At 75.6% G+C, this 23,913-nt stretch carries 25 protein-coding genes; 15 read left to right on the top strand and 10 right to left on the bottom strand.

The genetic code is table 11. The features are described from left to right. Positions 1 to 2 precede the first annotated feature (2 nt). The 9 genes from NHH00_RS10265 to NHH00_RS10230 all read left to right on the top strand — a co-directional run bounded on the left by NHH00_RS10265 (position 3) and on the right by NHH00_RS10230 (position 8,134). Positions 3 to 1,238 carry an MFS transporter gene (locus tag NHH00_RS10265; protein ID WP_253051762.1) on the top strand — a complete coding sequence of 412 codons (1,236 nt, stop codon included), beginning with the start codon at positions 3 to 5 and terminating at the stop codon, positions 1,236 to 1,238. 67 nt (positions 1,239 to 1,305) lie between these two features. Further along, the gene (locus NHH00_RS10260) at positions 1,306 to 2,439 is read left to right on the top strand and encodes an RDD family protein (protein WP_253051760.1); all 1,134 of its coding nucleotides are present in this window, start codon (positions 1,306 to 1,308) and stop codon (positions 2,437 to 2,439) included. Positions 2,440 to 2,702: 263 nt separating this feature from the next. Beyond that, positions 2,703 to 2,990: a hypothetical protein gene (locus tag NHH00_RS10255; protein ID WP_253051759.1), complete on the top strand. Its 288-nt coding sequence runs from the start codon at positions 2,703 to 2,705 to the stop codon at positions 2,988 to 2,990. 379 nt (positions 2,991 to 3,369) lie between these two features. Next, positions 3,370 to 3,492 carry a hypothetical protein gene (locus NHH00_RS20635; protein WP_290445145.1) on the top strand — a complete coding sequence of 41 codons (123 nt, stop codon included), beginning with the start codon at positions 3,370 to 3,372 and terminating at the stop codon, positions 3,490 to 3,492. A gap of 507 nt (positions 3,493 to 3,999) precedes the next feature. After that, a complete protein-coding gene (locus NHH00_RS10250) occupies positions 4,000 to 4,539 on the top strand; it encodes a hypothetical protein (RefSeq protein ID WP_253051757.1) in 540 nt (179 codons plus the stop codon). Beyond that, positions 4,536 to 5,633 carry a peptidoglycan-binding domain-containing protein gene (locus tag NHH00_RS10245; protein ID WP_253051756.1) on the top strand — a complete coding sequence of 366 codons (1,098 nt, stop codon included), beginning with the start codon at positions 4,536 to 4,538 and terminating at the stop codon, positions 5,631 to 5,633. Before NHH00_RS10250 ends, NHH00_RS10245 begins: the two co-directional genes overlap by 4 nt. A 4-nt stretch (positions 5,634 to 5,637) precedes the next feature. Further along, positions 5,638 to 6,273, top strand: a complete 636-nt coding sequence (locus NHH00_RS10240; RefSeq protein ID WP_253051754.1) for an ATP-binding cassette domain-containing protein — start codon at positions 5,638 to 5,640, stop codon at positions 6,271 to 6,273. After that, entirely contained in the window at positions 6,266 to 7,303 is a 1,038-nt protein-coding gene (locus tag NHH00_RS10235) for a hypothetical protein (protein ID WP_253051752.1), read from the top strand. Before NHH00_RS10240 ends, NHH00_RS10235 begins: the two co-directional genes overlap by 8 nt. A 48-nt stretch (positions 7,304 to 7,351) precedes the next feature. Then, positions 7,352 to 8,134: a deoxyribonuclease IV gene (locus NHH00_RS10230; protein ID WP_253051750.1), complete on the top strand. Its 783-nt coding sequence runs from the start codon at positions 7,352 to 7,354 to the stop codon at positions 8,132 to 8,134. A 105-nt stretch (positions 8,135 to 8,239) separates the two neighbouring features. On the opposite strand, the gene NHH00_RS10225 is transcribed toward NHH00_RS10230, so the two are convergent. Then, a complete protein-coding gene (locus NHH00_RS10225; protein WP_253051748.1) occupies positions 8,240 to 8,818 on the bottom strand; it encodes a COG4315 family predicted lipoprotein in 579 nt (192 codons plus the stop codon). A 173-nt stretch (positions 8,819 to 8,991) separates the two neighbouring features. On the opposite strand from NHH00_RS10225, the gene NHH00_RS10220 reads away from it, so the two are divergent. The 3 genes from NHH00_RS10220 to NHH00_RS10210 are packed head-to-tail and all read left to right on the top strand — an operon-like array spanning position 8,992 to position 10,933. Further along, positions 8,992 to 9,678, top strand: coding sequence for a YceI family protein (locus tag NHH00_RS10220; RefSeq protein WP_253051746.1), 687 nt, complete (start codon positions 8,992 to 8,994; stop codon positions 9,676 to 9,678). A gap of 20 nt (positions 9,679 to 9,698) precedes the next feature. Further along, positions 9,699 to 10,205 (top strand): sigma-70 family RNA polymerase sigma factor, encoded by a 507-nt coding sequence (locus tag NHH00_RS10215; protein ID WP_269467723.1) that lies wholly within the window; start codon positions 9,699 to 9,701, stop codon positions 10,203 to 10,205. After that, complete coding sequence (locus NHH00_RS10210; protein WP_253051744.1) at positions 10,202 to 10,933, top strand: anti-sigma factor family protein; 732 nt, start codon at positions 10,202 to 10,204, stop codon at positions 10,931 to 10,933. The genes NHH00_RS10215 and NHH00_RS10210 overlap by 4 nt, the downstream gene beginning before the upstream one ends. A 13-nt stretch (positions 10,934 to 10,946) precedes the next feature. Here NHH00_RS10210 and NHH00_RS10205 read toward each other — a convergent pair whose 3' ends face one another. Together NHH00_RS10205 and NHH00_RS10200 are read right to left on the bottom strand one after the other, a co-directional pair. Then, positions 10,947 to 11,747, bottom strand: a complete 801-nt coding sequence (locus NHH00_RS10205) for a MerR family transcriptional regulator (RefSeq protein ID WP_253051742.1) — start codon at positions 11,745 to 11,747, stop codon at positions 10,947 to 10,949. Between the two features lie 64 nt (positions 11,748 to 11,811). Next, positions 11,812 to 13,671, bottom strand: coding sequence for a cation:proton antiporter (locus tag NHH00_RS10200; RefSeq protein ID WP_253051741.1), 1,860 nt, complete (start codon positions 13,669 to 13,671; stop codon positions 11,812 to 11,814). A 246-nt stretch (positions 13,672 to 13,917) separates the two neighbouring features. On the opposite strand from NHH00_RS10200, the gene NHH00_RS10195 reads away from it, so the two are divergent. Both NHH00_RS10195 and NHH00_RS10190 read left to right on the top strand, forming a co-directional pair. Beyond that, positions 13,918 to 15,306, top strand: a complete 1,389-nt coding sequence (locus NHH00_RS10195) for a sensor histidine kinase (protein ID WP_253051740.1) — start codon at positions 13,918 to 13,920, stop codon at positions 15,304 to 15,306. 86 nt (positions 15,307 to 15,392) lie between these two features. After that, positions 15,393 to 16,031 carry a response regulator gene (locus tag NHH00_RS10190; RefSeq protein ID WP_253051738.1) on the top strand — a complete coding sequence of 213 codons (639 nt, stop codon included), beginning with the start codon at positions 15,393 to 15,395 and terminating at the stop codon, positions 16,029 to 16,031. On the opposite strand, the gene NHH00_RS10185 is transcribed toward NHH00_RS10190, so the two are convergent. Then, positions 16,007 to 16,768 (bottom strand): DUF2306 domain-containing protein, encoded by a 762-nt coding sequence (locus NHH00_RS10185; RefSeq protein WP_253051736.1) that lies wholly within the window; start codon positions 16,766 to 16,768, stop codon positions 16,007 to 16,009. The two genes, NHH00_RS10190 and NHH00_RS10185, sit on opposite strands and share 25 nt — an antisense overlap. A gap of 255 nt (positions 16,769 to 17,023) precedes the next feature. Here NHH00_RS10185 and NHH00_RS10180 point away from each other — a divergent pair, with 255 nt between their 5' ends. Then, entirely contained in the window at positions 17,024 to 17,539 is a 516-nt protein-coding gene (locus tag NHH00_RS10180) for a mycothiol transferase (protein ID WP_253051734.1), read from the top strand. A gap of 39 nt (positions 17,540 to 17,578) precedes the next feature. Here NHH00_RS10180 and NHH00_RS10175 read toward each other — a convergent pair whose 3' ends face one another. The 6 genes from NHH00_RS10175 to NHH00_RS10150 all read right to left on the bottom strand — a co-directional run bounded on the left by NHH00_RS10175 (position 17,579) and on the right by NHH00_RS10150 (position 23,913). Further along, positions 17,579 to 18,106 carry a DUF1016 N-terminal domain-containing protein gene (locus NHH00_RS10175; protein ID WP_253051732.1) on the bottom strand — a complete coding sequence of 176 codons (528 nt, stop codon included), beginning with the start codon at positions 18,104 to 18,106 and terminating at the stop codon, positions 17,579 to 17,581. A 97-nt stretch (positions 18,107 to 18,203) separates the two neighbouring features. Further along, positions 18,204 to 18,920, bottom strand: coding sequence for an N-acetylmannosamine-6-phosphate 2-epimerase (locus tag NHH00_RS10170; protein ID WP_253051731.1), 717 nt, complete (start codon positions 18,918 to 18,920; stop codon positions 18,204 to 18,206). Then, a complete protein-coding gene (locus NHH00_RS10165; protein ID WP_253051730.1) occupies positions 18,917 to 19,984 on the bottom strand; it encodes an ROK family protein in 1,068 nt (355 codons plus the stop codon). Before NHH00_RS10165 ends, NHH00_RS10170 begins: the two co-directional genes overlap by 4 nt. Continuing rightward, the gene (locus tag NHH00_RS10160; RefSeq protein ID WP_253051729.1) at positions 19,977 to 20,903 is read right to left on the bottom strand and encodes a dihydrodipicolinate synthase family protein; all 927 of its coding nucleotides are present in this window, start codon (positions 20,901 to 20,903) and stop codon (positions 19,977 to 19,979) included. The genes NHH00_RS10165 and NHH00_RS10160 overlap by 8 nt, the downstream gene beginning before the upstream one ends. Before the next feature lie 71 nt (positions 20,904 to 20,974). Then, a complete protein-coding gene (locus NHH00_RS10155) occupies positions 20,975 to 21,817 on the bottom strand; it encodes an ABC transporter ATP-binding protein (protein ID WP_253051728.1) in 843 nt (280 codons plus the stop codon). After that, positions 21,814 to 23,913 (bottom strand): dipeptide/oligopeptide/nickel ABC transporter permease/ATP-binding protein, encoded by a 2,100-nt coding sequence (locus tag NHH00_RS10150; protein ID WP_253051727.1) that lies wholly within the window; start codon positions 23,911 to 23,913, stop codon positions 21,814 to 21,816. Before NHH00_RS10150 ends, NHH00_RS10155 begins: the two co-directional genes overlap by 4 nt.

Below are 23,913 nucleotides of genomic sequence, written 5' to 3'. Positions count from 1 at the left end.
CCATGTCCACGACGAGCACACCCACCACCGCCACCGTCCCGGATCCCGACGCCGCCCCGTCCGGCGCCCCTCGCCCCGGGGACCAGCGCAGCCCCGGGGTCCTGCCCGTCGCCGCGCTCCTCGCGCTCGCGGCGTCGGGCTTCCTCACGCTCCTCACCGAGATCCTCCCCGCGGGCGTGCTGCCGGCCATGGCCGCCGACCTCGGCGTCGGGGCGGGGGCCGCCGGGCAGACCGTCACGGCGTTCGCCGTCGGGGCGATCGTCGCCGCGATCCCGCTCACGCGTGCCACGGCGCGGTGGGACCGGCGGACGCTGCTGCTCGTGACCGTCGCCGGGTTCGTCGTCGCGAACACCGTCACGGCCGTGTCGTCGTCGTTCGCGCTGACGCTCGTCGCGCGCTTCGCCGCCGGGCTCGTCGCGGGGCTCACCTGGGCGCTCCTGCCCGGGTACGTGCGGCGGATCGTGCCCGCCGACCGCGTCGGACGCGCCATGACGATCGCCATGGCCGGCGGCCCGCTCGCCCTCACGCTCGGCGTGCCCGCGGGCGCGGTGCTGGGCGCCGCCGTCGGATGGCGGTGGACCTTCGGCGTGCTGTCGGTCCTCGGCCTCGGCCTGCTCGCCTGGGTCCGGCTCGGCGTGCCCGACGCCGCGGGCACCCCGCGCGGCGCGCAGCTCGCGATCCGCGCGGTGCTCCCCCGCCCCGGCCTGCGGCCGGTGCTGCTGGTCACCGGGCTCAACGTGCTCGCCAACACGTCGCTGTACACGTACGTCGCGGTCCACCTCGCGCACCTCGGCCAGGGCCCTCGGACCAGCGCGCTGCTGCTCGTGCTCGGCGCCGCGTCCGCCGGCGCCCTCGTCCTCGTCGGGGCGCTCATCGACCGGCGGCTGCGCGCCCTCACCCTGGGGTCGGTCGTGGTCTTCGCACTCGCCATGCTCGTGCTCGGCCTCGCGCCGACGTCGACGGTCGTCGTGGTGCTCGCCGTCGCCGCGTGGGGCGCCGCGTTCGGCGGGGCCGGCACCCTCTACACGACCGCCGCCGCACGAGCCGCGGGCGACGGGGCCGACGTCGCGCAGTCCGCGCTCGTCACCGTGTGGAACACGTCCGTCGCGCTCGGCGGCGCGGTCGGCGGCGCGGCGCTCGCCGTCACCGGCCCGGCCGGGCTGCCCTGGGTCTCGCTCGCCCTCATGGTCCCGGTCCTGGCGACCGTCGTCGCAGGCCGGCGCCACTCCTTCCGCTGACCCGCAACCGCTGCTCGGCGGGAGGCTCGGGCTTCCCGCCCGGCGGGGGCTCTGCCAGGATCGGCGCGTGGCCATCGACGCCCCGACCGGCAGGGGGCCGACGCACGACGTCGGAGCCGGAGACCTCGAGCCCGCCCTTCCGGGACTCGGCCCGGAGCCGACGCGCGAAGAGTACGCGAGCTGGTCCCGCCGCGTCGTCGCGTCGCTGCTCGACACGGCGATCGTCGCGACGGTGCTGTTCCTCGCGGTCGGGCCCGCCTACGAGGTGGCCTGGCTCCCGGGGTTCAGCGTCGGCGTGACGACGAGCACCGTCGTCCCCGGCGGGACCTGGTGGGCTCTCGGCACCTCGGCCGCGCTCTTCGCCCTCCAGGGGTGGACCGGAGCGACGCCCGGCAAGCGGACGGTGGGGATCGTCGTCGTGCACGACACGACCGGCCGGCCCGCCGGGCTGATCCGCACTGCCCTGCGCCACCTGGCCCACCTCCTCGACGCGATCCTGTACATCGGCTTCCTGCGACCGCTGTGGCACGCGCAGCGCCGGACGTTCGCCGACTCGCTGTGCAGCACGGTCGTGCTGCGGCGGGTCCGCCCGCCCGTGCCGTTCCTCGGTCCGGGGACCGGGCTGGGCGGCCCGGCGCCGTCGCGCGCCGTCACCGCGGCGGCGACCGTCCTCTCGGTGGGGAGCGCCGTCTTCGTCCTCGGTCCGGCGTCGTACACCGGCGGCGACGTGTGGACGGCGAGGTGCACCCCGGAGGTGTCGGACGAGTCCCCGCTGACCGTCGGCGACGTGCAGGTCGTCAGCTGGTCGACCCCGGGCACCGAGAGCCGGTGGGGCGTGACCCGGACGAGCCCGCTCCCCGACGAGGCCGGCGACGAGACGGGCCTCGACGCGTCGTTCGCGGTCGACCTCGACCCGGACGCCACGCCCGACGGACCGTTGGACGCCGCCCTCGTCCTGCGCCTCGAGACGTGGCAGGGCGACCCTCTGGGCGAGTTCCGGTCGCCGTTCCGGGTCGAGCAGCGCGCCGACGGAAGCGGCGAGTGGGACGTCGTCCCGCCCACGGCCGCCGGCGCAGGGCTGTACACGGTCCACGTCCCGGCGGCGACGGTCGCAGCGCTCCCGACGGCGTGGAACTGGGAGGCCTCCGTCGTCGTCGAGGACGAGACGGTCGCCTCGTGCGGAGGCCGCGGCCCGTCCTGAGCGCCCCCGAGCACGACCTCACCCGCTGTCGAGCACGACATGGGGGTCGCTATCCGCCGGATAACGACCCCCATGTCGTGCTCGACGCCGGGGGCGGGCCGTCTCAGGGAGCGGCGGACTTGCTGCAACACTGCCGAAACGCCTCGGACGACCGGGTGAAACGTCGCGGTCGCACGATGGAGGTGCGCCGGGCCACGAGCCCGGCGCACCAGCATCCGTCCCGACCCGCGGCCGCCCTCGCGGCCGTCCCCGAGGAGGCTCCCGTGCCGGACAACCGCCCGCTCTTCTCCGCCCCGTCGATCCCCGGCCGCGCCGACGCTCCGTCGACGCGAGCGTCCGCCGGCGATCGTGCGACGGACCACCGGACCGCCGCACGCCGGACCACCGACCTCGGGATGTCGCTGGACCTGCGCCCCCGCGAGGAGCCGCAGCGTCGCGCCAACCCGGGCGACGAGCTCACCGTGGACCCGGCCGACCGCCGCCGCCGTGCCCGCGCGGCGCTGCTGGACCTGCGGCGCGACGTCATCCGCCGCAGCGCCACCGGCTGGTGAGGCGCGTCAGAGCCGGACGAGGTCGAACGTCTCCCACGGCCCGACGGCGGTCCGGTCCGCCACGAGCGGCTGCGCACCCCCGCCCTCGGCGCACACGTAGCGGCCGTTGACCTCGGCGCGCAGCCCGACCGCCCCGCCGCCGAGGTCCTCCAGCCGGAACGCCCACGCGCACGCTCGTCGCCGTGTGCGAGTTGTTCGGGGTGCGCTCCGCGCCGCACGGGCCGGGCGACGTCACGCCCGTCGGGATGGCGGCCAACATGGCGCTCACCATCTCCTCCCCCGCGTTCGGCGTCGCGAAAGGCCGCGACCTTTCGCGACGCGACGCTCGAGGTCTTCCCCGGCGCCCCCGTGCCGACCGACGGCCACCTGCTCGCCCCCGATGCCCCGGCCCGGCGTCGACTTCGACGAGGCCGCGGCCCGGAAGTACCCCGTCGGCGCCCCGCTCGAGCACGACCGCTGGGCGCTCCTGCGCGCCACCGACGGCAGCGCCCACCGCGCCTGACGGCACAGCAAAGGCCGCAGCCGCACGAGCCCTGGCCTGCAGATTCGCGCCCAGGGACGTCGATCCTGATAGTTTGTTTCGCGGGGTTGCGCAATAGCCTGCCGACCCCTACGTTAAGCACCACCGTTCGATGTTCGATGACGAAGATTGAGGGGAAACAGTGATGCGCAAGGGAACGAAGGGGGCCTCTGCGCTCCTTGCGGTGATGGTCTCGGTGGGGCTGATGGTGTCGACGGCGGCGCCCGCTTCAGCGGGGACCGCGTCACGGACATGCAGCACGGGCGCCATGGTCTACGGGGCGTCGAACTCCACCGCAGTGCAGTCTGTCGCAGCCGGAAACTGCGGCACTGTGGGCGTGCGGGGCTACTACACGCACGTCGGTGGGGCCTCTTGGACCATGTGGACCACGAAGACCGGATCCGACGTCACCGCCCGACGCACCGGCACCAACTTTACGCAGGCACAGCATTACGGGCAGGGCACCGGCACTTTCACGACGAACGTGTGATGAAACGTCTGTCACGCCGCCGCGGGGTACTCCTCGGGGTCTCGCTGGCGGCGCTGCTCGTGGCAGGGTGCTCGGGCGGGGGTGCAGGCTCGAGTGCGGACGGGCTTCCGCACTTCGACGCGATCAACGACGACGAGGACCTCTCTCTTGCTGGTCCGGAGCAGCGCGAGGCGCTGTCGGACGGTGAGGTGACCCAGGACGAGTACATGGCAGGGTTCGAGCGGTTTCGAGCGTGTCTGCGCGCTGAGGGCTACGAGCTGCGGGACGTCGAGCTCGTCGGGGTGGTGTGGCAGGGGGGCATCCCCGCGGAGGCTGTCGACTCCGGCGTCGAGAAGACCTGCTACGACCGCGACTTCAAGTTCGTCGACGTCGTCTGGCAGACCTCGAACCAGGACGAGTCGTCGTTGCTGGACGCGCTGAGGTACTGCCTGCAGGAGCGCGGGCTAGGCGTCCCGTCGACGCTCGCGGAGGCGCAGCGCGCCGTGGCCGGCGCCGGGCTGGACGAGGCGTCGTGCGTCGCGGAGTACGACGCCCTGTGAGGAGCGACCGGTCCCGTGGCTGGGTGCGCCTGGTGCCGTTGGTGGCGCTGTGGGCCGTGCCCGTGGTCGCGGTCGTCGTGGCGTTCCCGCTCGTCGACGCGGCGGAGGAGCGGAGCGTCGCGGTGCCGGCGCCGACGGTCGTCGAGGTCGGCGCCCGTTCCGACGACGGACGGACCGCGGTCGAGGTCGCGACGGTGCGCGCCGTGGCTCCCGAGGTCCGTGCTCCCGCGGGGGGAGTCGTCACCGCGCTCACCGAGGCGGGTCCCGTCGTGGCCGGGCAGGCGCTGTTCGCCGTCGACGGCGTCGACGTGCTCGCGTACCGCGGCGACCCGCTGTGGCGCGACCTGCGCCCGGGTGACCGTGGTGCGGACGTGCGCGCGCTCGGGGACTACCTCGTGTCGCTCGGGTACCTGGACGCGGTCGGCGTCGACGACCGGTTCGGCCCGGCGACGCGCGAGGCGGTCCGGGCGCTCCAGGAGCGCCTCGGGGTTCCCCGGGACGGGGAGTTCCGCCTCTCGTACGTCGTGCGGGTCGACGACGCCGTGCCGGCGGTCACCGGTCCCCTCGTCGGCCTGGGGGACCGGGTCGAGGCGGGCGACGCGGTGCTGGAGGGCTCGCAGCCCGTGGAGGCGCTGACCGTGGCCCCGATCGCCGAGGGCGGCGGTCTCGGCCGGCTCGCCCGAGAGCCGGTCGTGCTGCGCCTGGGCGAGGTCGAGGTACCGATGTCGAGCGCGGCGCCCCAGGGCGCCGAGCTGGACGGCGTCGTGGCGGCGCTCGAGGAGGCCGCGGCCGCGGGCACGCTCGAGCGGATCGCGGACGAGTCGACGTCGACGGTGCGCTACCGGGGCGCGATCCTCGCGCTCCAGGACCCGGCGGAGCGCGGTGCCGTCCCCTCGACGGCCGTGCGCGTGGATCACGACGGCACGACGTGCGTCCTGCTGAGCGACGGCTCCACGACCGCGGCGCAGCCCCGCCGGCTCGAGGTCGCGGAACCCGGGAACGAGCTCGCGACGGTGCTCGTCGACGCCGACCTCGTCGGCTCCCGCGTGCTGCGCGACGCGACGCAGGCCACCGGTACGTCAGGGTGCGGGTAGCGGCGTGCGCGTGGACGTGATCGACGCCGCCATCGCGTTCGGGCCCGTCCCGGTGTTCGCCGGGCTGACCGCGACGTTCGAGCCCGCGCGCGTCACCGCGCTCGTCGGACCGTCGGGGAGCGGCAAGTCGTCGCTCCTCGCCGCCGTCGCGGGGTACCAGCCGCTCGCGACCGGACGGATCGAGCTCCTCGGGATCGACGGAGCGCCCCGACCGCCCTCGCCCGGCGTCGTCGCCTGGGTCCCCCAGGGGTCCAACGCGCTGGGGCGCCGCTCCGTCCTCGACAACGTCCTCGTCGCGCCGCTCGCGGCGGGCCGCCCCGGACGAGAGGCCCGGGACACCGCGCGCGCCGCGCTCGACCAGGTCGGGCTCGCGGACCGGGCCGACGAGCAGGCCCGGCGCCTGTCCGGCGGCGAGCTCCAACGGGTCGCGCTCGCGCGCGCCCTCGCGTCGGGCAAGGAGCTCATCCTCGCCGACGAGCCGTCGGCGAACCTCGACGCCGCCAACACCGAGCTCGTCGCCCGGATCCTCGCCGGGCTCGTGTCGCACGCGACGATCGTCGTCGCGACCCACGACCCGGTGCTCGTCGCCGCAGCCGACGCGACCGTCCCGCTCCGGCGGGAGGCGGTCGTCCGTGCGTGACGGTTGGCGCGTCGCCGACCTCGCGCGCGAAGCCCTGCGCAACACCGTCGGCCGCTCCGCACGGCTGCTTCCCGCGGTTGCGCTCGCCGTCGTGCTCGGGTCGGGCACCGCCGCCTTCGTCGCGCTCGAGACCGCGTCGCTCCAGGACGAGCTGGACGACCTCGCCGAGCGCGGGCGCGGCGTCGTCAGCTACATGCAGGCGAACCCCGACCAGCCCGCCCTCATCTCACGTGCGTCGTGCGAGGCGCTCGCCGGAGCGCCGGGGGTCGAGGCCGCAGGCGCCGTCGTGCCGGGCGGCAGCACGGAGGTCGTACCGGTCGGCCCGGACGTCCCCGTGCAGCGTGCGTCGACCACCCTCGTCCCCGGGCTCGCCGACGTCGACGCGCTCGTCGACGCCGGCCTGCTCGACCGCGCCGGACCCTCGGACCAGCGCGTGCTCGTCGGCGCCGAGGCGCTCGGCTCGGCGCGGACCCCGGGCCTGCGCGAGGGTGTCGGGGCGGGGCGTTCTCTGACGGTGCCGCTCCGGCCCGACGACGCCCTGGTCGAGCGCTGCGTCGTCGTGCTCGATCCCCTGGTGGCCGTCGACGACGTCGCCGCGACCCAGATCGCCTCGCTGCACGTGAGCGGCAACGCCGTGGTCGGCACCGAGGCGCTGCGCGCGACGAGCGACCCGGTCCAGGCGTTCCTCGACCGGCCGAGCCGCTTCCTGCCCGTGCTCCTGGGGCTGCTGGGCGCCGTCACGACCGCCGTCACGTACCGGCTGCGGGCGAGCGAGCTCGCGGTGTACCGCCTCTCGGGCACCTCGGCACGCTCGTTGCTCGTCCTCGTCGCGCTCGAGACGCTCCTCGTCGCGGGGGTCGCCGCGACGGCGACGACGCTCGCCGTCGTCGCGCTCCACGCCCGGTACCTCGATCCGACGACGCCCGTCCTGTGGGGACTGGTCCTCGCCGGGACCTGGGCCGTCGTCGCGCTGGCCGCGACGGCGGACCTCGCGGTCCGGCGCCCGACGGACCTCGCGAAGGACCGCTGATCCGCGCGCGAGCCCCCGTCGTGGGCGGCGACGCGTAGGTTGGTCCCCATGCGGATCGGAGCCCACCTCGACCAGTCGGACGTCATCGCGCAGGCAGCGAGCATCGGCGCGGACGTCGCCCAGATCTTCCTCGGCGACCCCCAGTCTTGGAAGGGACCGGAGTTCACCTTTCCCGGCGGCGCGGAGGCGCTGAAGGCCACGGCCGCGGCGGCGGACCTCGAGCTCGTCGTGCACGCGCCGTACGTCATCAACGTCGCGAGCCCCAACAACCGCATCCGCATCCCGAGCCGCAAGCTGCTCCAGCAGATCGTCGACGGCGCCGCGGCGGTCGGCGCGACGGGCGTCGTGGTCCACGGCGGGCACGTCACCGCGAAGGAGGACCCGGAGAAGGGGTTCGACAACTGGCGCAAGGCGATCGACGCGCTCCAGACGGACGTCACCGTGTACATCGAGAACACCGCCGGGGGCGACTTCTCGATGGCCCGCCGCCTCGACCGGATCGAGGGCCTGTGGGCGGCCGTGCAGCAGGCCGACGGCGCCGAGAACGTCGGGTTCTGCCTCGACACGTGCCACGCGTGGGCAGGCGGCATCGACCTCACGACGGCGGTCGCCGACGTGCGCGCGATCACCGGCCGCGTCGACCTCGTGCACCTCAACAACAGCCGCGACACCGCCGGGTCGGGCGCCGACCGCCACGCCGGCCTCACGGCGGGCACGATCGACCCGGAGCTCCTGCTCGGCGTCGTCCGGGCGGCCGGGACGTCGGTCGTCTGCGAGACGCACGCCGACGTCCCGACCGACGTCGCGTGGCTGCGCGAGCAGGTCGGCTGACCACGGCGGACCCGGACGGCCACCCGTTCTGCCTGAGCTCGCCGCCGCTCGACCACGCGTGACCGGGCCGGCGCGGGGCCCGTCCGGGCCGGGACCGGGCGTCGGTCAGTAGCCCGACCCCGCTGCGGGGGCCGCGTCCATGATCTCGGTGCCGTCCGGCGCGACGACGTGCCAGACGCCGTTGACCCCCTGACCCGACACGTCTCCCGCGGCGTGGTCGGCCGCGTACGTGTAGACGGGGCGGCCGTCGACCGTGACCTGGAGCTCGCCGTCGACGCCGGTGATCGTGCCGACCTCCGCCGTGACGCCCTCGACCTCGGGCTCCGCGCTCGCCGCGTGGACCGCGGGCCACGCGGCGGCGCACTCGCCCTCGCACGCGCTCGTCCCGGAGCCCTTCGTGTCCTTGTCGTAGTAGTAGACGGTCATCCCCTGTCCGTCGACCACGATGGTGCCGAGCGAGGAGTCTGCCGTCCCGAGGGCCGGCCCGGACCCCGTGCCGTCGCCGGTCGCGCCGTCGCTCGTCGTGCCGGAGTCCGTGGACGGGCTGCTCCCGCCTCCGCCGTAGAGGCCGCCTCCCCCGCCGGAGCACCCACCGAGCACGCCGACCAGCGCGGCGACGAGCACGACGGCGGGGGCGGCGCGGGCGGTCCGGGCCGGGGCGGTGATGGTCAGGGTGCGTCGCATGTCGACTCCTCGAGAGGACGGTCGGGGTCGCGAGCACGGCCCCTACTGTCACGACGACGCGGCTCGCCGTGCGGTTCATCCGATCGCACGGCGAGACTCGACTGAACCGATCGGGCGGCTGCCTCGTCTCCCTGGGTGACGGGGTCGACGGAGGATGATCGGGAGGAGCGGACGTGCGCAGGAGGACGAAGGTGCTCGTGGGGGTCGGGGTCGGTGTCGTGGTGCTGGGCGGTGCCGCGGTCGTGGTCGGCCCCGGCCTGTACGCGGACTGGTCCAACCGGGCCGCGGCCGAGGAGCCGACGCTCGACGCGCCGTCGGGCGACGCGGGCGCGCTCGACCCGGCGAGCCTCGCGGGCGACTGGACCGTGGCCGACGGCTCCTACGCCGGGTACCGCGTCCACGAGGTGCTCCAGGGCGAGGACGTCACGGTCACCGGCAGGACCGACGAGGTCACGGGGTCGTTCACCGTCGCCGACGGCGCGCTCACCGCGGCGACGGTCGAGGTCGACATGGCGAGCGTCGCGACGGACGAGCCGCCGCGGGACGCCTACTTCCGCGGCTCCGCGCTCGACGTCGGGACGTTCCCCACCGCGACGTTCGCCCTGACCGAGCCCGCCGACCTCCCCACGGGCACCGCCGACGTCGAGCTCACGGGCGACCTGACGATCCACGGCGTGACGCGGCCCGTCACGGTCGAGGCCCAGGTCGGCACCACCGCCGACGGCGTCCAGGTGGTCGGGAGCGTGCCGATCACGTTCTCCGACTTCGACGTCCAGGCACCGAGCCTCGGGTTCGTCACGGTCGACGACGCGGGCAGCGTCGAGTTCGGCCTCGACCTCGTGCGGTCGGCCGGGTCGTGACGGACGGGGAGGTGCCGCGCGTGCGCGCCGACGCCGACGACCTGCTGCGGGCGGTCCACGCCGCGCACGGTCCCGCGCTGGAGCGCTACGTCGCGCGCCTCACCGACGACCCGGCGCAGGCGCAGGACGTGGTCCAGGAGACGCTGCTGCGCGCGTGGCGCCACCCCGAGGTGCTCGAACGGCCGGAGGGATCGGTGCGCGCGTGGCTCTTCACGGTCGCACGCAACCTCGTCGTGGACGAGCTGCGCAGCGCGCACCACCGCCGCGAGCTCGCGAGCGCCGACGTGCCCGACCGCGGCGAGGCGGACGCGACGCAGGCCGTCCTCGACGCGTGGCTCGTCGCGGACGCGCTCGTGTCGCTCTCCCCCGAGCACCGGGCCGTCGTCGTCGACGCGTACTACCACGGGCGTTCCGTGGCCGAGATGGCGTCGGCGCACGGCGTCCCGCCCGGGACCGTCAAGTCCCGCATGCACTACGCGCTCCGCGCGCTGAGGCTCGCGCTGCAGGAGAAGGGAGTCTCGTCATGACCGCCACCCCTCCCCCGGACCCGTACCGCGAGTGGGACGCGGCCTACGTGCTGGGCGCGCTGAGCCCGCACGACCGCCGCGCGTTCGAGCAGCACCTGTCCACGTGCGCCGCGTGCCGCGAGGCCGTCGGCGAGCTCGCCGGCATGCCCGGGATCCTCGGCATGCTCACCGCGGAGCACGCCGACGCGCTCGTGGACGGCACGGGCGACGCGGGCGTCCGGAGCGGCACGGGGAACGGGTCCGACGACGGCGTCGTCGTCCCGCTCGCCGTCGTCGCGGCCGGTGCGCGGCGTCGTCAGGTCCGACGCCGGGCGCTGCTCGGGGCGGCCGCCGTCGGGCTGGTCGTGGCGGGCGTCGCGGGCGGCGTGGCCGTCACCCGCCCGGACGACGCACCGCCGCCGGTCGCGGCCGGGACGACGGAGGTCGCGCTGGAGCCGGTCGGCGCGGCGGACGTGCACGCCGACCTCACGCTCACCCCGGCCGCGTGGGGGACCCGCCTCGACTGGTCGTGCTCGTACCCCGTCGGGGAGTGGGAGGACGGCGCGACGTACCAGCTCGTCCTCGTGGACGACGCCGGCACCCGGGAGGTCGTCGCCACGTGGTCGTCCACGGAGGCGGGGAGCTCCGACGGGCTCGGGGCGTCGTCCGCCGTCCCGGTCGACGGGATCGCGCGCCTCGAGCTCGGCGTCGTGGGGGTCGACGGCGCGCTGGCCGCCGCCGACGTCTGAACCCGAGACCGGGTCAGGCCACGGGCACCGCAACCTCGACGACAGGGCCGGGACCGCGCGTCGCCCACGTGGGCAGGTAGATCTCGCGGTTGTCGCCCGCGGGTGCGCCGTCGGCGAGGGCGCGCCCCGACGACAGGTGGTCGTGGACCAGGACGAGCCCGGCCTGGTCTTCCACCTCCGCGGCGGTCAGCGCGACGTACGCCTCGTCGTGGGGGCCGTCCGTGGTGAGGACGAACCCCTGCGGTGGCCGCACGGCCTCGGCCACGGGGACCTGCACGGTGACGCGCGCGGCGAACCCCTCGGTCGCGCGCTCGTGGTACTCGACGTACGGGTGCCCGGCGAGCGGCACGCCGGCCGTGCGCAGGACGTCGAACACGGCCGCGGTCGCCTCCGGGAGCACGCGCGGGAGCTCCTCAAGGGTCGCGCGGCGCACGGTCCCGAGCACGAGCCGTTCCGCCACCGCGCGCCGGCGCACCTCCACGTCGAGGCGTGGCGCCCCGGCGAGCACGGACCGGACGTACTCCCCGGCCGCGAGCGACCCCGGGAGCGAGGACCGCCGCGCGCCCCACACCGTGTCGAAGGCCGCGACGGCGTCCGGTGCGCCGAGCACCTCCCCGACGTCGGCGAGCGACAGCTCGACGCCCCGCAGGAGCCGCACCAGCCGCGCCCGCGCCACCTGGCCGTCGTCGAACAGGCGCGGCCCGTCGTCGGTGGCCCGCCGGGCGGCGAGCAGCCCCCGGTCCGCGTACAGGCGGACCGCCTTCTCGCTCAGCCCCGTCGCCCGGGCCACCTGCCCCGTCGTGTGCTCGTCCATGCCCGCGACGCTAGGTCCTTCCCCTGGGGAAGGCGCAAGCACCGGGCGGCCGCGGCCCGGCCGGTCAGTCGTCGTCGCCCGGGACGTAGGGTCCGCGGCGCAGCTCGAGGTCGATCTGCTCGGCGTCCAGCAGGTCGAGCGCGTGCCGCAGGGCCTGCGAGCTGTACGCGCCGGAGGTCCGTGCGTCGAGCAGCGCCACCCGCTGCGCGGCGATGGCGCGCAGGCGCAGCTCCTTGTACTGGGCGAAGAGGTCGGCCGACGTCGCGGCGTCGGTGTCGCGGTTCTCCAGCTCCCGCACGACGTCGCGCCGCACGCGGGCGACGACGTCGCCGTCGTACGTGGTGCCGTCGTCGCGGCGCAGGTCGGGCGCGTCGATGACGGCCACGGCGGCGGCGTCGAGCTCGGCGCGGACGGCGCCGCGGTCCTCGTCGGCGCGGGTCGACCCGCCCGCCAGCCCCAAGCGGCGCACGACCCACGGCAGCGTCCCGCCCTGGACGACGAGCGTGCCCGCGGCGACGCCGAACGCGACGAGCACGAGGAACGAGCGCTGCGGCGTGTCGGTGGGCAGGGTCTGTGCCGCGGCCAGCGTCACCACGCCGCGCATGCCGGCCCAGACGAGGAGCGTGCCCTCGCGCCACCCGAGCGGCTCGGCCGTGAGGTAGTCGATGTCGGCCGCGCGGCGGCGCAACGACGTGCGGATGCGCCCGACGCGCGCCTGCGGGACCTCCTTCGGTCCACCCGTCCGGGGGGCGCCGCCGCGGTGGCGCCCCGAGGGCTCGTACGTCTCGACGGGCGACTCGGCCGGACCGAACCGTGCGTCGATCTTCTCCTGCATGCCCTGGATCACGCCGCGCAGCGACTCTCCTCGGCGTGCCCTGCGCGCGAGGGACCGCAGGAGCGTCGCGACGTACGCCGACCGCACGACGAGGATGACGACCGCCGCGAGCGCCGCGATGCCGACGGCCCGCCACAGGCTCCCGTGCGCCTCCTGCACGTCGGTGACGAGGGCGAACAGCTCCAGGCCCATGAGGAGGAAGACCGTGCCCTCGAGGAGCAGCTCGACGGTGCGCCAGTTCGACTCCTCGGCGAGGCGGTGCTGCGGCCGCAGGTACTTGGCGGCGCCGTTGCCCGTGACGAGCCCGGCCGTCACGACCGCGACGAGGCCCGACGCGCCGAGCTCCTCGGTGGGCAGGTAGGCGATGAACGGCACGACGAACGAGACGGCCGTGCTCAGCGCCGGGTTGGCGAGCCGGCGCCGGACGGTGAGGCCGAGGAAGCCGACGAGGAACCCCACGATCACGGCGACGACGACGGCGAACACGAAGTCGCCCGCGACCGCCCACAGCGAGAACGCGGGGGCGACCCCGTCGCTGGCCACCGTGAGCGCGATGGCGGCGATCGCCGACCGCAGGAGCACGAGCGCGGAGGCGTCGTTGAGCAGGCTCTCGCCCTCGAGCAGCGTGACGACGCGTGGCGACGCCCCGAGCCGTTTGACGATCGACGTCGCGACGGCGTCCGTCGGGCTCACGATCGCGCCGAGCGCGAACCCGGCGGCGAGCGGGATGCCGGGGATCAGCCAGGTGAAGAGGTACCCGAGCAGCACCGTGCTGAGCAGGACGAGGACCACGGAGAGCCCGCTGATCGCCGTGAAGTCCCGCCGGAAGTCCATCGTCGGCAGCCCGACCGCCGCGGAGTACAGGAGCGGCGGCAGGATGCCCGCGAGGATCCACTCGGGCTCGAACTCGATCTCCGGCACCGCGGGGACGAAGCTCACCGCGACGCCCACCGCGACGAGCACCAGCGGCGCCGCCACCCCCGCCTTGGGCGCGAGGATGTTCACGCCGACGATCGCGACGACCGCGAGCGTGCCCACGACGATGAGCGAGAGGATCTGCTCCTCGGTGAGGCTGAACGGGAACTCCATCGGCACCTCCGGCTACCACGGCGCCACGCCCGGGTCGGCGCGCGCGGGGGACGGGACAACGCTAACCGCCGGACCGCCGTCGGGCCGTGCGCCCGACGTCACCCCACTCCGTCGAACCCGGGGTCGCTCCTCACGGCGGGCCGATCGTGGGGAGGGATCCAGGGTTCGGCACCCTGCGTATGGTCGACGGCGGGTCCTTCTCAGGACGGTGGCCGCCGCCGGGTCGGGCGCGCGAGGATCGGCGGCATGAACGTCGTCGCCGCTCGGCCGCAGGACGCTCCCGCCACGGCCGCCACGCCCGCCCCGTCGGACCGGTGGGTCCGGCTCCAGCCCTGGGCGCTGCCGGGGTTCCTCGCGCTCGTCGTGGGGCTGTTCCTCCTCGCGACGCCCACGTGGGGCCGGTCCGGGGCTGCCGGGCTGTGGGAGTCCCCGGTCCTCACGGAGGACCTCCTGCTCGGCGCCGGCCTCGTGCTGCCGCTGCTCGACCTGTGCGTCGTCGCCGGGGTGCTCGTCGCTCGCCGCTCCCCCGTCCTCGGCACCGCCCTCACGGCGCTCCCGTTCGTCACCGTCGTGGTCACGGGCGCGTTCGTGTGGGGCTGGTGGCTCGGGCTCCTGGCCGTCGCGGTCGTGGCCGCTGTCGACGGGTGGCACCGGGCCGTCGTCCCCGGCCTCGTCGCGATCGTGCTCGCGGGGCTGTACGCGTGGCTGCCGATCGTCGCCCTGCTGCCGATCGGGCCGGTGTGGGCGGTGTCGAGCAATGACCCACGATGGACCGAGATCACAGAGTCCGGCACGACGAGCGAGATCTCCTCCGCGCCCGGCGAGCACCTGGTCATCTGGGCGCTGTACTGCTTCTGGGTCGTCGCCGTGATCGCCGTCGCCGCGTCGCTCGGCGCGGTCGCGCGCTCCCGGTCGGCCGCACGCGCGGCCGCTGCGGCGACGCGGCGCGCCGCCGAGGCGCAGGCGGTCACCGCGGAGCGGGCGCGCGTGGCGCACGACCTGCACGACGTCGTCGCGCACCACGTCTCGCTCGTCGCCGTGCGCGCGGAGTCGGCGCCGTACGTGCACCCGGACCTCGACGACACCGCGCGCGCCGTGCTCGCCGACATCGCGACGGACGCGCGCGAGGCGCTCGGCGAGCTGCGCCAGGTGCTCGCGGTGCTCCAGCGCAGCGAGGACGCCGCGCCCGACCTGGCGCCCCAGCCGGGGGCGGGGGACGTCGTCGGGCTGGTCGAGGCGGCGCGGGCGGCAGGCCAGGACGTGACGCTCACGGGCGGGTTCGAGGCCGTGCCCGCCGCCCCGGGCTACGCGCTCTACCGCGCGGCGCAGGAGGCGCTGACCAACGCGCGACGCCACGCGCCGGGGAAGCCGGTCGTGGTCGACGCGCGCGTCGTCGGCCGGGACGGGCACCGGACGGCGGTGCTGCGGGTGAGCAACCCGGTCGAGGGCGCGGCGCCGGGCGGGGTGGGCGGCACGGGGCGCGGCCTCGCCGGGATGCGCGAGCGGGTCGAGGCCCTGGGCGGGACGCTCTCGACCGGCGTGGGCGACGACGGTGCGACGTTCGTGGTCGAGGCCCGCATCCTGCTCGTCGGGGTCGCGAGCCCCGCGGCGTCCGCGCCGGTGGCGAGCGCGTGAGCCCGCATGCGGGCCGGGCGGCCGGCGCAGGGTCCGCAGACGCCGCAGACGCCGCGGCCCCTGCGTCCCGACCGCTCCACGCCCCGGTGCGCGTCGTCGTCGCGGACGACCAGCCCGTCGTCCGGCACGGGTTCGCCGCGATCCTCGACGCGGCGGACGGGCTGGAGGTCGTCGGGTCCGCGGGCGACGGGTACGAGCTCCTCGAGGTCGTCGCGCGGGTCGAGCCCCACGTCGCCGTCGTGGACGTGCGCATGCCCCGGCTCGACGGTCTCGGCGCGACGCGGGAGCTCGTGGCGCGGCACCCGGGCACGCGCGTCCTCGTGCTCACGACGTTCGACCTCGACGAGTACGTCTACGACGCGTTGCGCGCCGGGGCGAGCGGGTTCCTGCTCAAGGACGTGCCGGCGCCGCGCCTCGTGGAGGGGGTGCGGCTCGTCGCCGACGGCTCGATGCTGCTCGGACCGAACGTCACGCGCCGCCTCGTCGGTGACTTCGCGGCACGCGCCGCGACCCGCCCGTTCCCCGGCGTGGACGACCTCACGGCGCGCGAGCGGGAGGTCGTGCTCGCCGTGGCGCGGGGGCTGTCCAACGCCGAGATCGGGGCGGAGCTGTTCATCTCCGAGACGACGGTGAAGTCCCACGTCTCGGAGTCGCTGCGCAAGACCGGCTGCCGGGACCGCGTCCAGCTCGTCGTCGCGGCCTACGAGTCGGGGCTCGTGCGCTGAGCGGCCCGGACCGCCGACCTGACCGCCGTCGGGCCCCGGCGGGCGCGTCGCCGTCGGACGAGCAGCTCGGCGACGACGAGGTTGGGCACCCAGGAGAGGAACGGTGCGAGCGCGTACGCGCGATCGAACGCGACGTCGGGGTCGACCGCGTCGCCGAGGGCGAGCGTCTGGACGACGACGAGCGCCGTCGTCCACAGCCGCAGCGTCACGCCGGCGTAGGTGAGCGCGAAGCTGCGCGTCATCCAGTCCTGGTGCGCGGCGACGTCGCCGCTGCGGACGGCGCGGAGGCCGCGCCACGTCGTCCACAGCCACAGGACGGCGAGCGCCCCGAAGCCGAGCGTCCCGACGACCCCGGCCTGGTTGACGGGCACGAGGACGAGCCCGGCCACACCGCCGACCGCGACGGCCGCGACGTAGACCCGACCCGTCCAGCGGTGCGCGCCCGGGTGCCGGCGACGCAGCCCGGCCCAGAGCTGGAACGGGGCGCACACGAGCGCGACCCCGCCCGCGACGACGTGGGCGTAGAACGCGCCGAGCACGAACCCGGGTGCCCCGGCGTACGCGGCGGCGAGCCCGACGTCGTCGCGGGCCAGCGCGGGGAGGGAGGCCGTGAGGTACGGCAGGACGGCGAAGGCGGCGATCGCGAGCGACGTGAGCGTCAGCGTCGCGACGGCGGTGCGCGCGCCCCGGGCGCGGGGGGCGACGGTCGCGGGGCGGACGAGCCGGGTGGCGGTCATGACGGCACCGAACCACGTCGGCCCGCCCCGGCGGATCCGGGAACGCCCTGGTCGTGGCCCTGACCCCTCCCTGAGCGGCACGCCGGAGCACCGCGGGCCCCGCCCGACCGGATCACGGACGCGCGCCGGCACGTCGAGCAGGGCGTACGGCGGGGACGGTCGTCGGCACCTCGATCGAGGTGCCGTTCGGGTCGCGACCGGACGCGGGTCGTCGGAGGCTGCTGGGGACGGTGCCCGGCGAGGAGAGGGAGAGACGTGGACGCGCGCACGGTGCTGGAGGACCTGTTCGGCCGGATCGGACCGACGACGACCCGCGCCGTCGACGGGCTCGGGGAGGACGCGCTGACCGCGCGCGTCGACCCCGGCGCGAACACGGTCGCCTGGCTGGCGTGGCACCTCGCCCGCGGCCAGGACGCGCAGGTCGCCGCCGCCGTCGGGCGGGAGCAGGTGTGGACGCGCGACGGCTGGGCACTCCGGTTCGACCTGCCGTTCGACGACCGCGCGACGGGGTACGGGCAGTCCGCCGCCGACGTCGGCCATGTGCGGGCGAGCGACGACCTCCTGCTCGGCTACGTGCACGCCGTCCAGGTCGAGTCCCACGACGTGCTCGCCGCGCTGACCGACGACGACCTCGACCGCGTCGTCGACGAGGCGTGGGACCCGCCCGTCACGCTCGGCGTCCGGCTCGTGAGCATCGCCGTGGACAGCCTCCAGCACGCGGGCCAGGCCGCGTATGTGCGCGGCGTCCTCGAGCGCACGGGTCGCGCCTGACGACACGCCCTGGTCCGCGCACGCCCGCGCGGGTCCCGTTCACGAGCGCTCCGAGTCCGCCGCGTCGAGCGCACCCGCGAAGTTCGTCGGCGCGGCGCCGAGAGCACGGCGCAGGTCCAGCTTGATGTGGTACTCGAGCATCCCGCGCGACCAGCCCTCGACCGCGGAGCGCTCGGCGTACCAGTCGCGGTCGTCGGTGGTCTTCAGACGACTCAGGAGCACCGTGACGTGGCCCCACGGAAGTTGTGCAACAGGCTGTTGCACAAATCCCGCGTCCGGCCACGTGAGCGCGAAAGTACGCATGTAGAGCAGGTTGCGACGCGACCAGCCGCGCTGGTCAGGGAACTCGCGCTGCAGGTCTGAAGCAAGTCGGTCGACGACCTTCGACCCCCAGCCCGCGGTGCGCTGGCGTTCGAGGATGTCGTGGCCGATCGACCAGTACAGCCGTAGCACCTCGGTGTTCGCGGCACGTGCGGCGCGGAACTGCGTCGCGCGCACGCGCGCCTTGAGGTCGGTCAGCAGCTCGGCGTACCCCGCCGGCTCGAGGTCGTCGTGCGGTGATGCCATGTCGTGTCCCCCTGACGGCTCGGCGCGCCCGCCCGGCGCGTCGCGCCCGAACGTAGGGCATCGCGACTTTGCGCTGTCAAGGGGTCGTGCGGACGACTCAGTGGCGCGTCGGGATCGCCTCCGCGAACCAGGACGTGATCGTCGTGGGGTGGGTGATCGCCGTGCCGACGCACACGCTGAACGCACCCCGCGCCATCGCCTCGGCGGCCTGCGCAGGGCTGTGGACACGACCCTCGACGACGACGGGCAGCGAGCACGCCGCGACCACCTCGTCGACGAGCTCGAGGTCCGGTCCGGAGGTCTTCGGCCGCTCGCCGGTGTACCCGGCGAGCGTCGTGCCGAGCAGGTCCACGCCTGCGTCCTGCGCGGCGAGCGCGTCGTCGAGCGATCCGCAGTCCGCCATGACGAGCACGTCGGCCGTCTCCCGCAGGCCCGCCACGGTCTCGGCGAGCGTGAGCCCGTCGGGCCGGGGCCGGCGCGTGCCGTCGAGCGCGACGACGTGCGCCCCCGCGTCGGCCACGGCGCGGGCGTGCCGCAGCGTCGGGGTGATGAAGACGCCGCCGTCGCCGTCCTTCCACAGCCCGACGACGGGCACGTCCACCGCGGCGACGACCGCCGCGACGTCGTCCAGACCCTGCGCGCGCACCGCGGCCGCTCCCCCGGCGACGACGGCGCGCGCCATCTGGGCGGTCGTGCGCGGGTCGCGCAGAGGTTCGCCGGGGTAGGCCTGGCACGAGACGGTGAGTCGTCCACGCATCGCGCCGAGGACGCGCTCGCGCGTCCAGCGCGTCCGCGCCTCGTGGGGTCCGGTCATGCCGTCGTCCTCTCTCGGTGGATCGTCTCGGGCAGCCCGCCGGGTCCCGCCCCGTGCTCGTCGTCGGACGGGCCGACGAGGCTCCACGCTCCGCGCGCCGCCCCGACGATCGCCGCCGCGTTGCCGAGCGTCGCGGGCCGCAACGGGAGGTCGGCGAGCACGTCGACGACCTCGGCGCGCAGCGCGTCCTCCAGCGCCGACCACCACAGGTCGCCCGCGCCCGCCAGACCGCCGCCGACCACGACGACCTCCGGGTCGAGCACGGTCACGACCCCGGCGACCGCACGGCCCACGGCCCGCGCCGCGTCCCGCACCACCGACGCGGCGAGCTCGTCGCCGGCCTCCGCGCGCGCGACGACGTCGCGCGTGTCCGGGCTCGCCGTGTCGCCGCCGAGCGCGAGGTAGCGGCGGTGGATCGCCGGTCCCGCGCCGATCGCCTCGAGGTGGCCGGCCCGGCCGCACGGGCAGCGCAGGAGCTCCGCGCCGGGGACCGGCACGTGGCCCAGCTCCCCGGCGACGTGGTGCGCCCCGCGCAGGGGACGCCCGTCGAGCACGACGGCGCCCCCGACGCCCGTCCCGACCGCGACGAGCAGCGCGCTGCGCGCCCCGGCCGCCGCGCCGAGCCAGACCTCGCCGGCCGCGTGCGCGTCGACGTCGTTCTCGACGAACACCGGTACCACGGGCGCGGACGGCCCGTCGGGCGTGACCCCTGCGAGGTCGGCGAGCCGACGGCGCAGGCCGCCCGCGACGTCGGTCCCGGGCCACCCGGGCAGGGTGTCGGTGGCCGAGACGATCACACCGCGACCGACGTCCACCACTCCGGCCGTGCCGACCCCGAGCGCGCGGAGGCGCGCCGCGCCCGGCAGCGCGGCGACGACCTCGCGCACGACCCCGGCGACGGCGTCGAGCACCGCGTCGGGGCCGGCCGCGGCCGGGGTCGGCACGGCGAGCACGGGACCGAGGGTCCCGTCGGCCGCGACGGTCGCCGCGGCCGTCTTGGTGCCGCCGAGGTCGACGCCGACGACGACCGTCGGCGCTGCGGCGTCCGGGGAGGCGTCAGCCACGCAGGAGCCCCGCGGCGCGCGTGATCTCCTCGACGCGGTCGGCGACCTCGCCGTCCAGCGCCTCGACCGGGAACGCCATGGTGGCGGTGTCGATGAGGCCCTGGCGCTGCGCGGCGACCTTGAACGCCCCGACGCCCGCGGCGTCGCCCGAGCGGCCGCGCGCCTGGAACACGATCTCGAACAGCGCGGCGATACGGTCCTGCTCCACCCGGGCATCGTCCCACTTCCCGGCCTGGGCGAGGTCCCACAGGCGCACGTAGCCGCCCGCGTCGACGTTCGCGAGACCGGGGACCACGCCGTCGGCGCCGAGGAGCAGCATCCCGTCGACGACGACCTCGTGCCCCGTGAACAGGGCGAGGGGCGAGCCGGCCGCCGCGTTGGCGGCGACGAGCCGGCGGAACGCGACGTCGTCCCCGGACGAGTCCTTCACGCCCGCGAGGACGCCCTCGGAGCCGAGGCGCACGAGCAGGTCGGCCGGGAGCTTGGTGCGCACGCGCACGGGGATGTCGTAGGCGAACACGGGGACGTCCACGGCGGCCGCGACGGCCCGCAGGTGGCGCTCGATCTCGTCGAGGTCGTTGAGCGCGTAGACGGGCGCGGTCGCGACGACCGCGTCCGCCCCGGCGGCCGCGAGCGCCTTCGCCTGCTCGACGACGCGCGGCGTCGTGAGGTCGATCGCGCCGCCCATGACGGGGACCCGGCCGGCGGCGGCGCGGACCACCGTGCGGACCGCGAGGTCGCGCTGCGCGTCGGTGAGGTAGGCGACCTCGCCGGTCGACCCGAGCACGAAGACGCCGTGCACGCCCTCGGTGACGAGGTGGTCCACGAGACGCTCGAGCGACGCGACGTCGACCTCCCCGTCGGTCGTGAGGGGGGTGAGGACGGGCGGGACGATCCCGTGGAAGGTGGGGGTGGTCACGAGGAGCTCCGGTTCTGGGTTCAGCGGTGTTGCGGTCTGGGTGGTGCCCGGCGCGGGGCGCTCGGCAGCGCTCACAGGAGCGCCGGCGCCGCGGCGAGCAGGGTGCGGGTGTAGTCGTCCTGGGGGTCGTCGAGCACGCGTGCGGCGGGGCCGGACTCGACGATGCGGCCGCCCTGCATGACGACGATCTCGTCGGAGACGTGGCGCACCGTCTGGATGTCGTGCGAGATGAAGACCATCCCCAGGTCGAGCTCGGCCTTGAGGTCGGCGAGCAGGTTGAGGATCTGGGCACGCACGGACACGTCGAGCGCGGAGGTGGGCTCGTCGGCGACGATCACGTCCGGCGCGAGCGCGAGGGCGCGCGCGATGGCGACGCGCTGGCGCTGCCCGCCCGAGAGCTGGCCGGGCAGCGCGTCGAGCGCCGACTCGGGCAGCCCGACGAGGTGCACGAGCTCGCGGACGCGCGCCTCGCGCGACGCCGCGTCGCCCACGCGGTGCACGTCGAGCGGGTCGCGCAGCGCGTCCCGCACGCGCATGCGGGCGTTGAGCGCGGTGGCCGGGTCCTGGAAGACGACGGACACGACCCGGCCGACGTCGCGCCGCACGCTCGTCGTGTACGTGTCGACCGGCTGCCCGCGGAAGCGGATCTCGCCGGACGTCGGCGCCTGCAGCCCGACGAGCACCTTCGCCATGGTCGACTTGCCCGAGCCGGACTCGCCCACGATCCCGAGCGTGCTGCCGCGGCGGACCGCGACGCTGACGTCGTTCACGGCGTGCACCCGGTGGGCCTGGAAGAGCGTGCCCGTACGGGCCTTGAAGACGACGTGCACGCCGCGCAGCTCGACGACGGGGGTGTCGTGGTCGGTCGCGGACCCCCGCTCCGCGGCGGTCGGGGTCTGGTCGGTGGCGCTCATCGCGTCCCTCCGGTGGTGATCGGGGCGGGGCCACCGCCCGCGACGGCGCCGACCGGCTCGTCCGGCGGCGTCGCGACGAGGTGCTGCCCGTCGGCGTCCACGGCGCGCAGCACGGGCCGCACGTCGAGACCGCGGTCGGGACGCGACGAGCGCGGTGCGAACCGGTCACCCGTCGGGAAGTCGCGCGGCGACGGGACGGTGCCGGGGATCTGGTGCAGGCGCGTGGAGCGCTGCTCGATCGAGAGCACCGCGCCGAGCAAGCCCTGCGTGTACTCGTGGCGGGGGTCGGTGAGCAGCTCGCTCGTCGGCGCCTGCTCGACGACCTGGCCCGCGTACATGACCGTGATGCGGTGCGCGATCTGCGCGACGAGCGCGAGGTCGTGGCTGACGAACACCATCGCGAACCCGAGCTTGTGGCGCAGCTCGTCGAGCAGCGCGACGACCTGGGCCTGGACGGTGACGTCGAGCGCCGTCGTCGGCTCGTCCGCGATGACCAGCTTCGGGTCGCGCGTGAGCGCCATGGCGATGAGCACGCGCTGGCGCTGCCCGCCGGAGAGCTCGTGCGGGTAGCTCTTGAGCGTGCGCTGCGGGTCGAGGCCCACGAGCTCGAGGAGCTCCTCGGCCGTGCGCGTGCCACCGCGGCGCGTGAGCTGCTTCATCTGCGACCGGATGAGCATCGACGGGTTGAGCGAGCTCAGCGCGTCCTGGTAGATCATCGCGATCTCGGTGCCGCGCAGCGACGCACGCTCGCGGTTGCCCATCGCGAGCAGGTCCTTGCCCCCGTAGCGGATCTCGCCGCTGACCTGCGCCGACGGGTCCAGCAGGCCCATGACGGCGAGCGACGTGATCGACTTGCCGCAGCCGGACTCGCCGACCAGCGCCATCGTCTCGCCGGGCCGCACGGAGAACGACACGTCGTCGACGACCGCGACGTCCCCGTGGCGCGGGAAGCGGATGGACAGGTTGCGCACCTCGAGCAGGGGCTCGGCGTCGCCGTCGTACACGGGGCGGTCGGTCCGCGCCACCTCGGCCGCGCGGAGCGTCGCGAGGCGTGCGGCGAGCGGGACCTCGCGGCCGACGTGCCGGACCTCCGGCTCGACGTCCTGCACGACCGGCTCCGACTCGGCGAGGCGGTCCTCGTCCGCGGTCTCGACCGGCTCGTCGGCGTCCATGGCCGTGAGCTCCGCGGCCACCGCGGCGTCGTCCGAGTCGGTCGCGACGGCCTTCGCCGGGGTGGCGCGGGTCGCGCGGGGGGCGGCGACCATCGCGTCGGTCATGCCCTCGGACAGGATGTTGAGGCACAGGACGGTGAGCATGATCGCCAGGCCGGGGAAGAACGTCGCCCACCAGTACCCGCCCATGACGAGGTCGCGCCCGGCGGCGATGATGTTGCCCCACGACGGCTCCGGGTCGGGCACGCCCGCCTGGATGAAGGACAACGACGCCTCGAAGACGATCGCGTCGGCGACGAGCACGGTGGTGAACACGAGCACGGGCGCCGCGCAGTTGCGCGCGACGTGCTTGGCGAGGATCCAGGCCGTACGCGCGCCCATGACCCGGGTCGCCGCGACGTAGTCCTCGCCGTACTGGTCGAGGATGTTGGCCCGGACGACGCGCGTGAGCTGCGGCGTGTAGAGGAACGCGATCGTCAGCACGAGCACGGGCAGCGACCGGCCGAAGACGGAGACGAACACGGCCGCGAGCGCGATGCCGGGGAACGACATGATGATGTCGAGGACGCGCATGAGGGTCTCGGAGACGCTCTTGCGCGCGGTCGCCGCGACCGAGCCGAGCACGGCCGCCGCGGCGAGCGCGATGGCCGTCGCCCCGAGGCCGATGACGAGCGAGTACCGCGCGCCGTAGACGACGCGGGAGAAGATGTCGCGGCCCTGGCGGTCGGTGCCGAACCAGTTCTCCGCGCTGGGCGGCTGGACGGGCGTGCCGGTGGCGAGCGGGTCGTGGCTCGTGACGAGCGGCGCGAGGACGGCCGCGAGCGCCACGAGGAGCACGAACGCGAGGGAGATCGTGGACCCGAGGGGCAGCGCGCGCAGGCGCATCCCGGGGGTCGAGAGCCGTTCGGTGAGCTGTCGGCGCAC

It is taken from the genome of Cellulosimicrobium cellulans (assembly GCF_024124905.1).
In the GTDB taxonomy this organism is placed as follows: domain Bacteria; phylum Actinomycetota; class Actinomycetes; order Actinomycetales; family Cellulomonadaceae; genus Cellulosimicrobium; species Cellulosimicrobium cellulans_G.
This window is presented reverse-complemented; position numbering and strand designations above follow the sequence as displayed.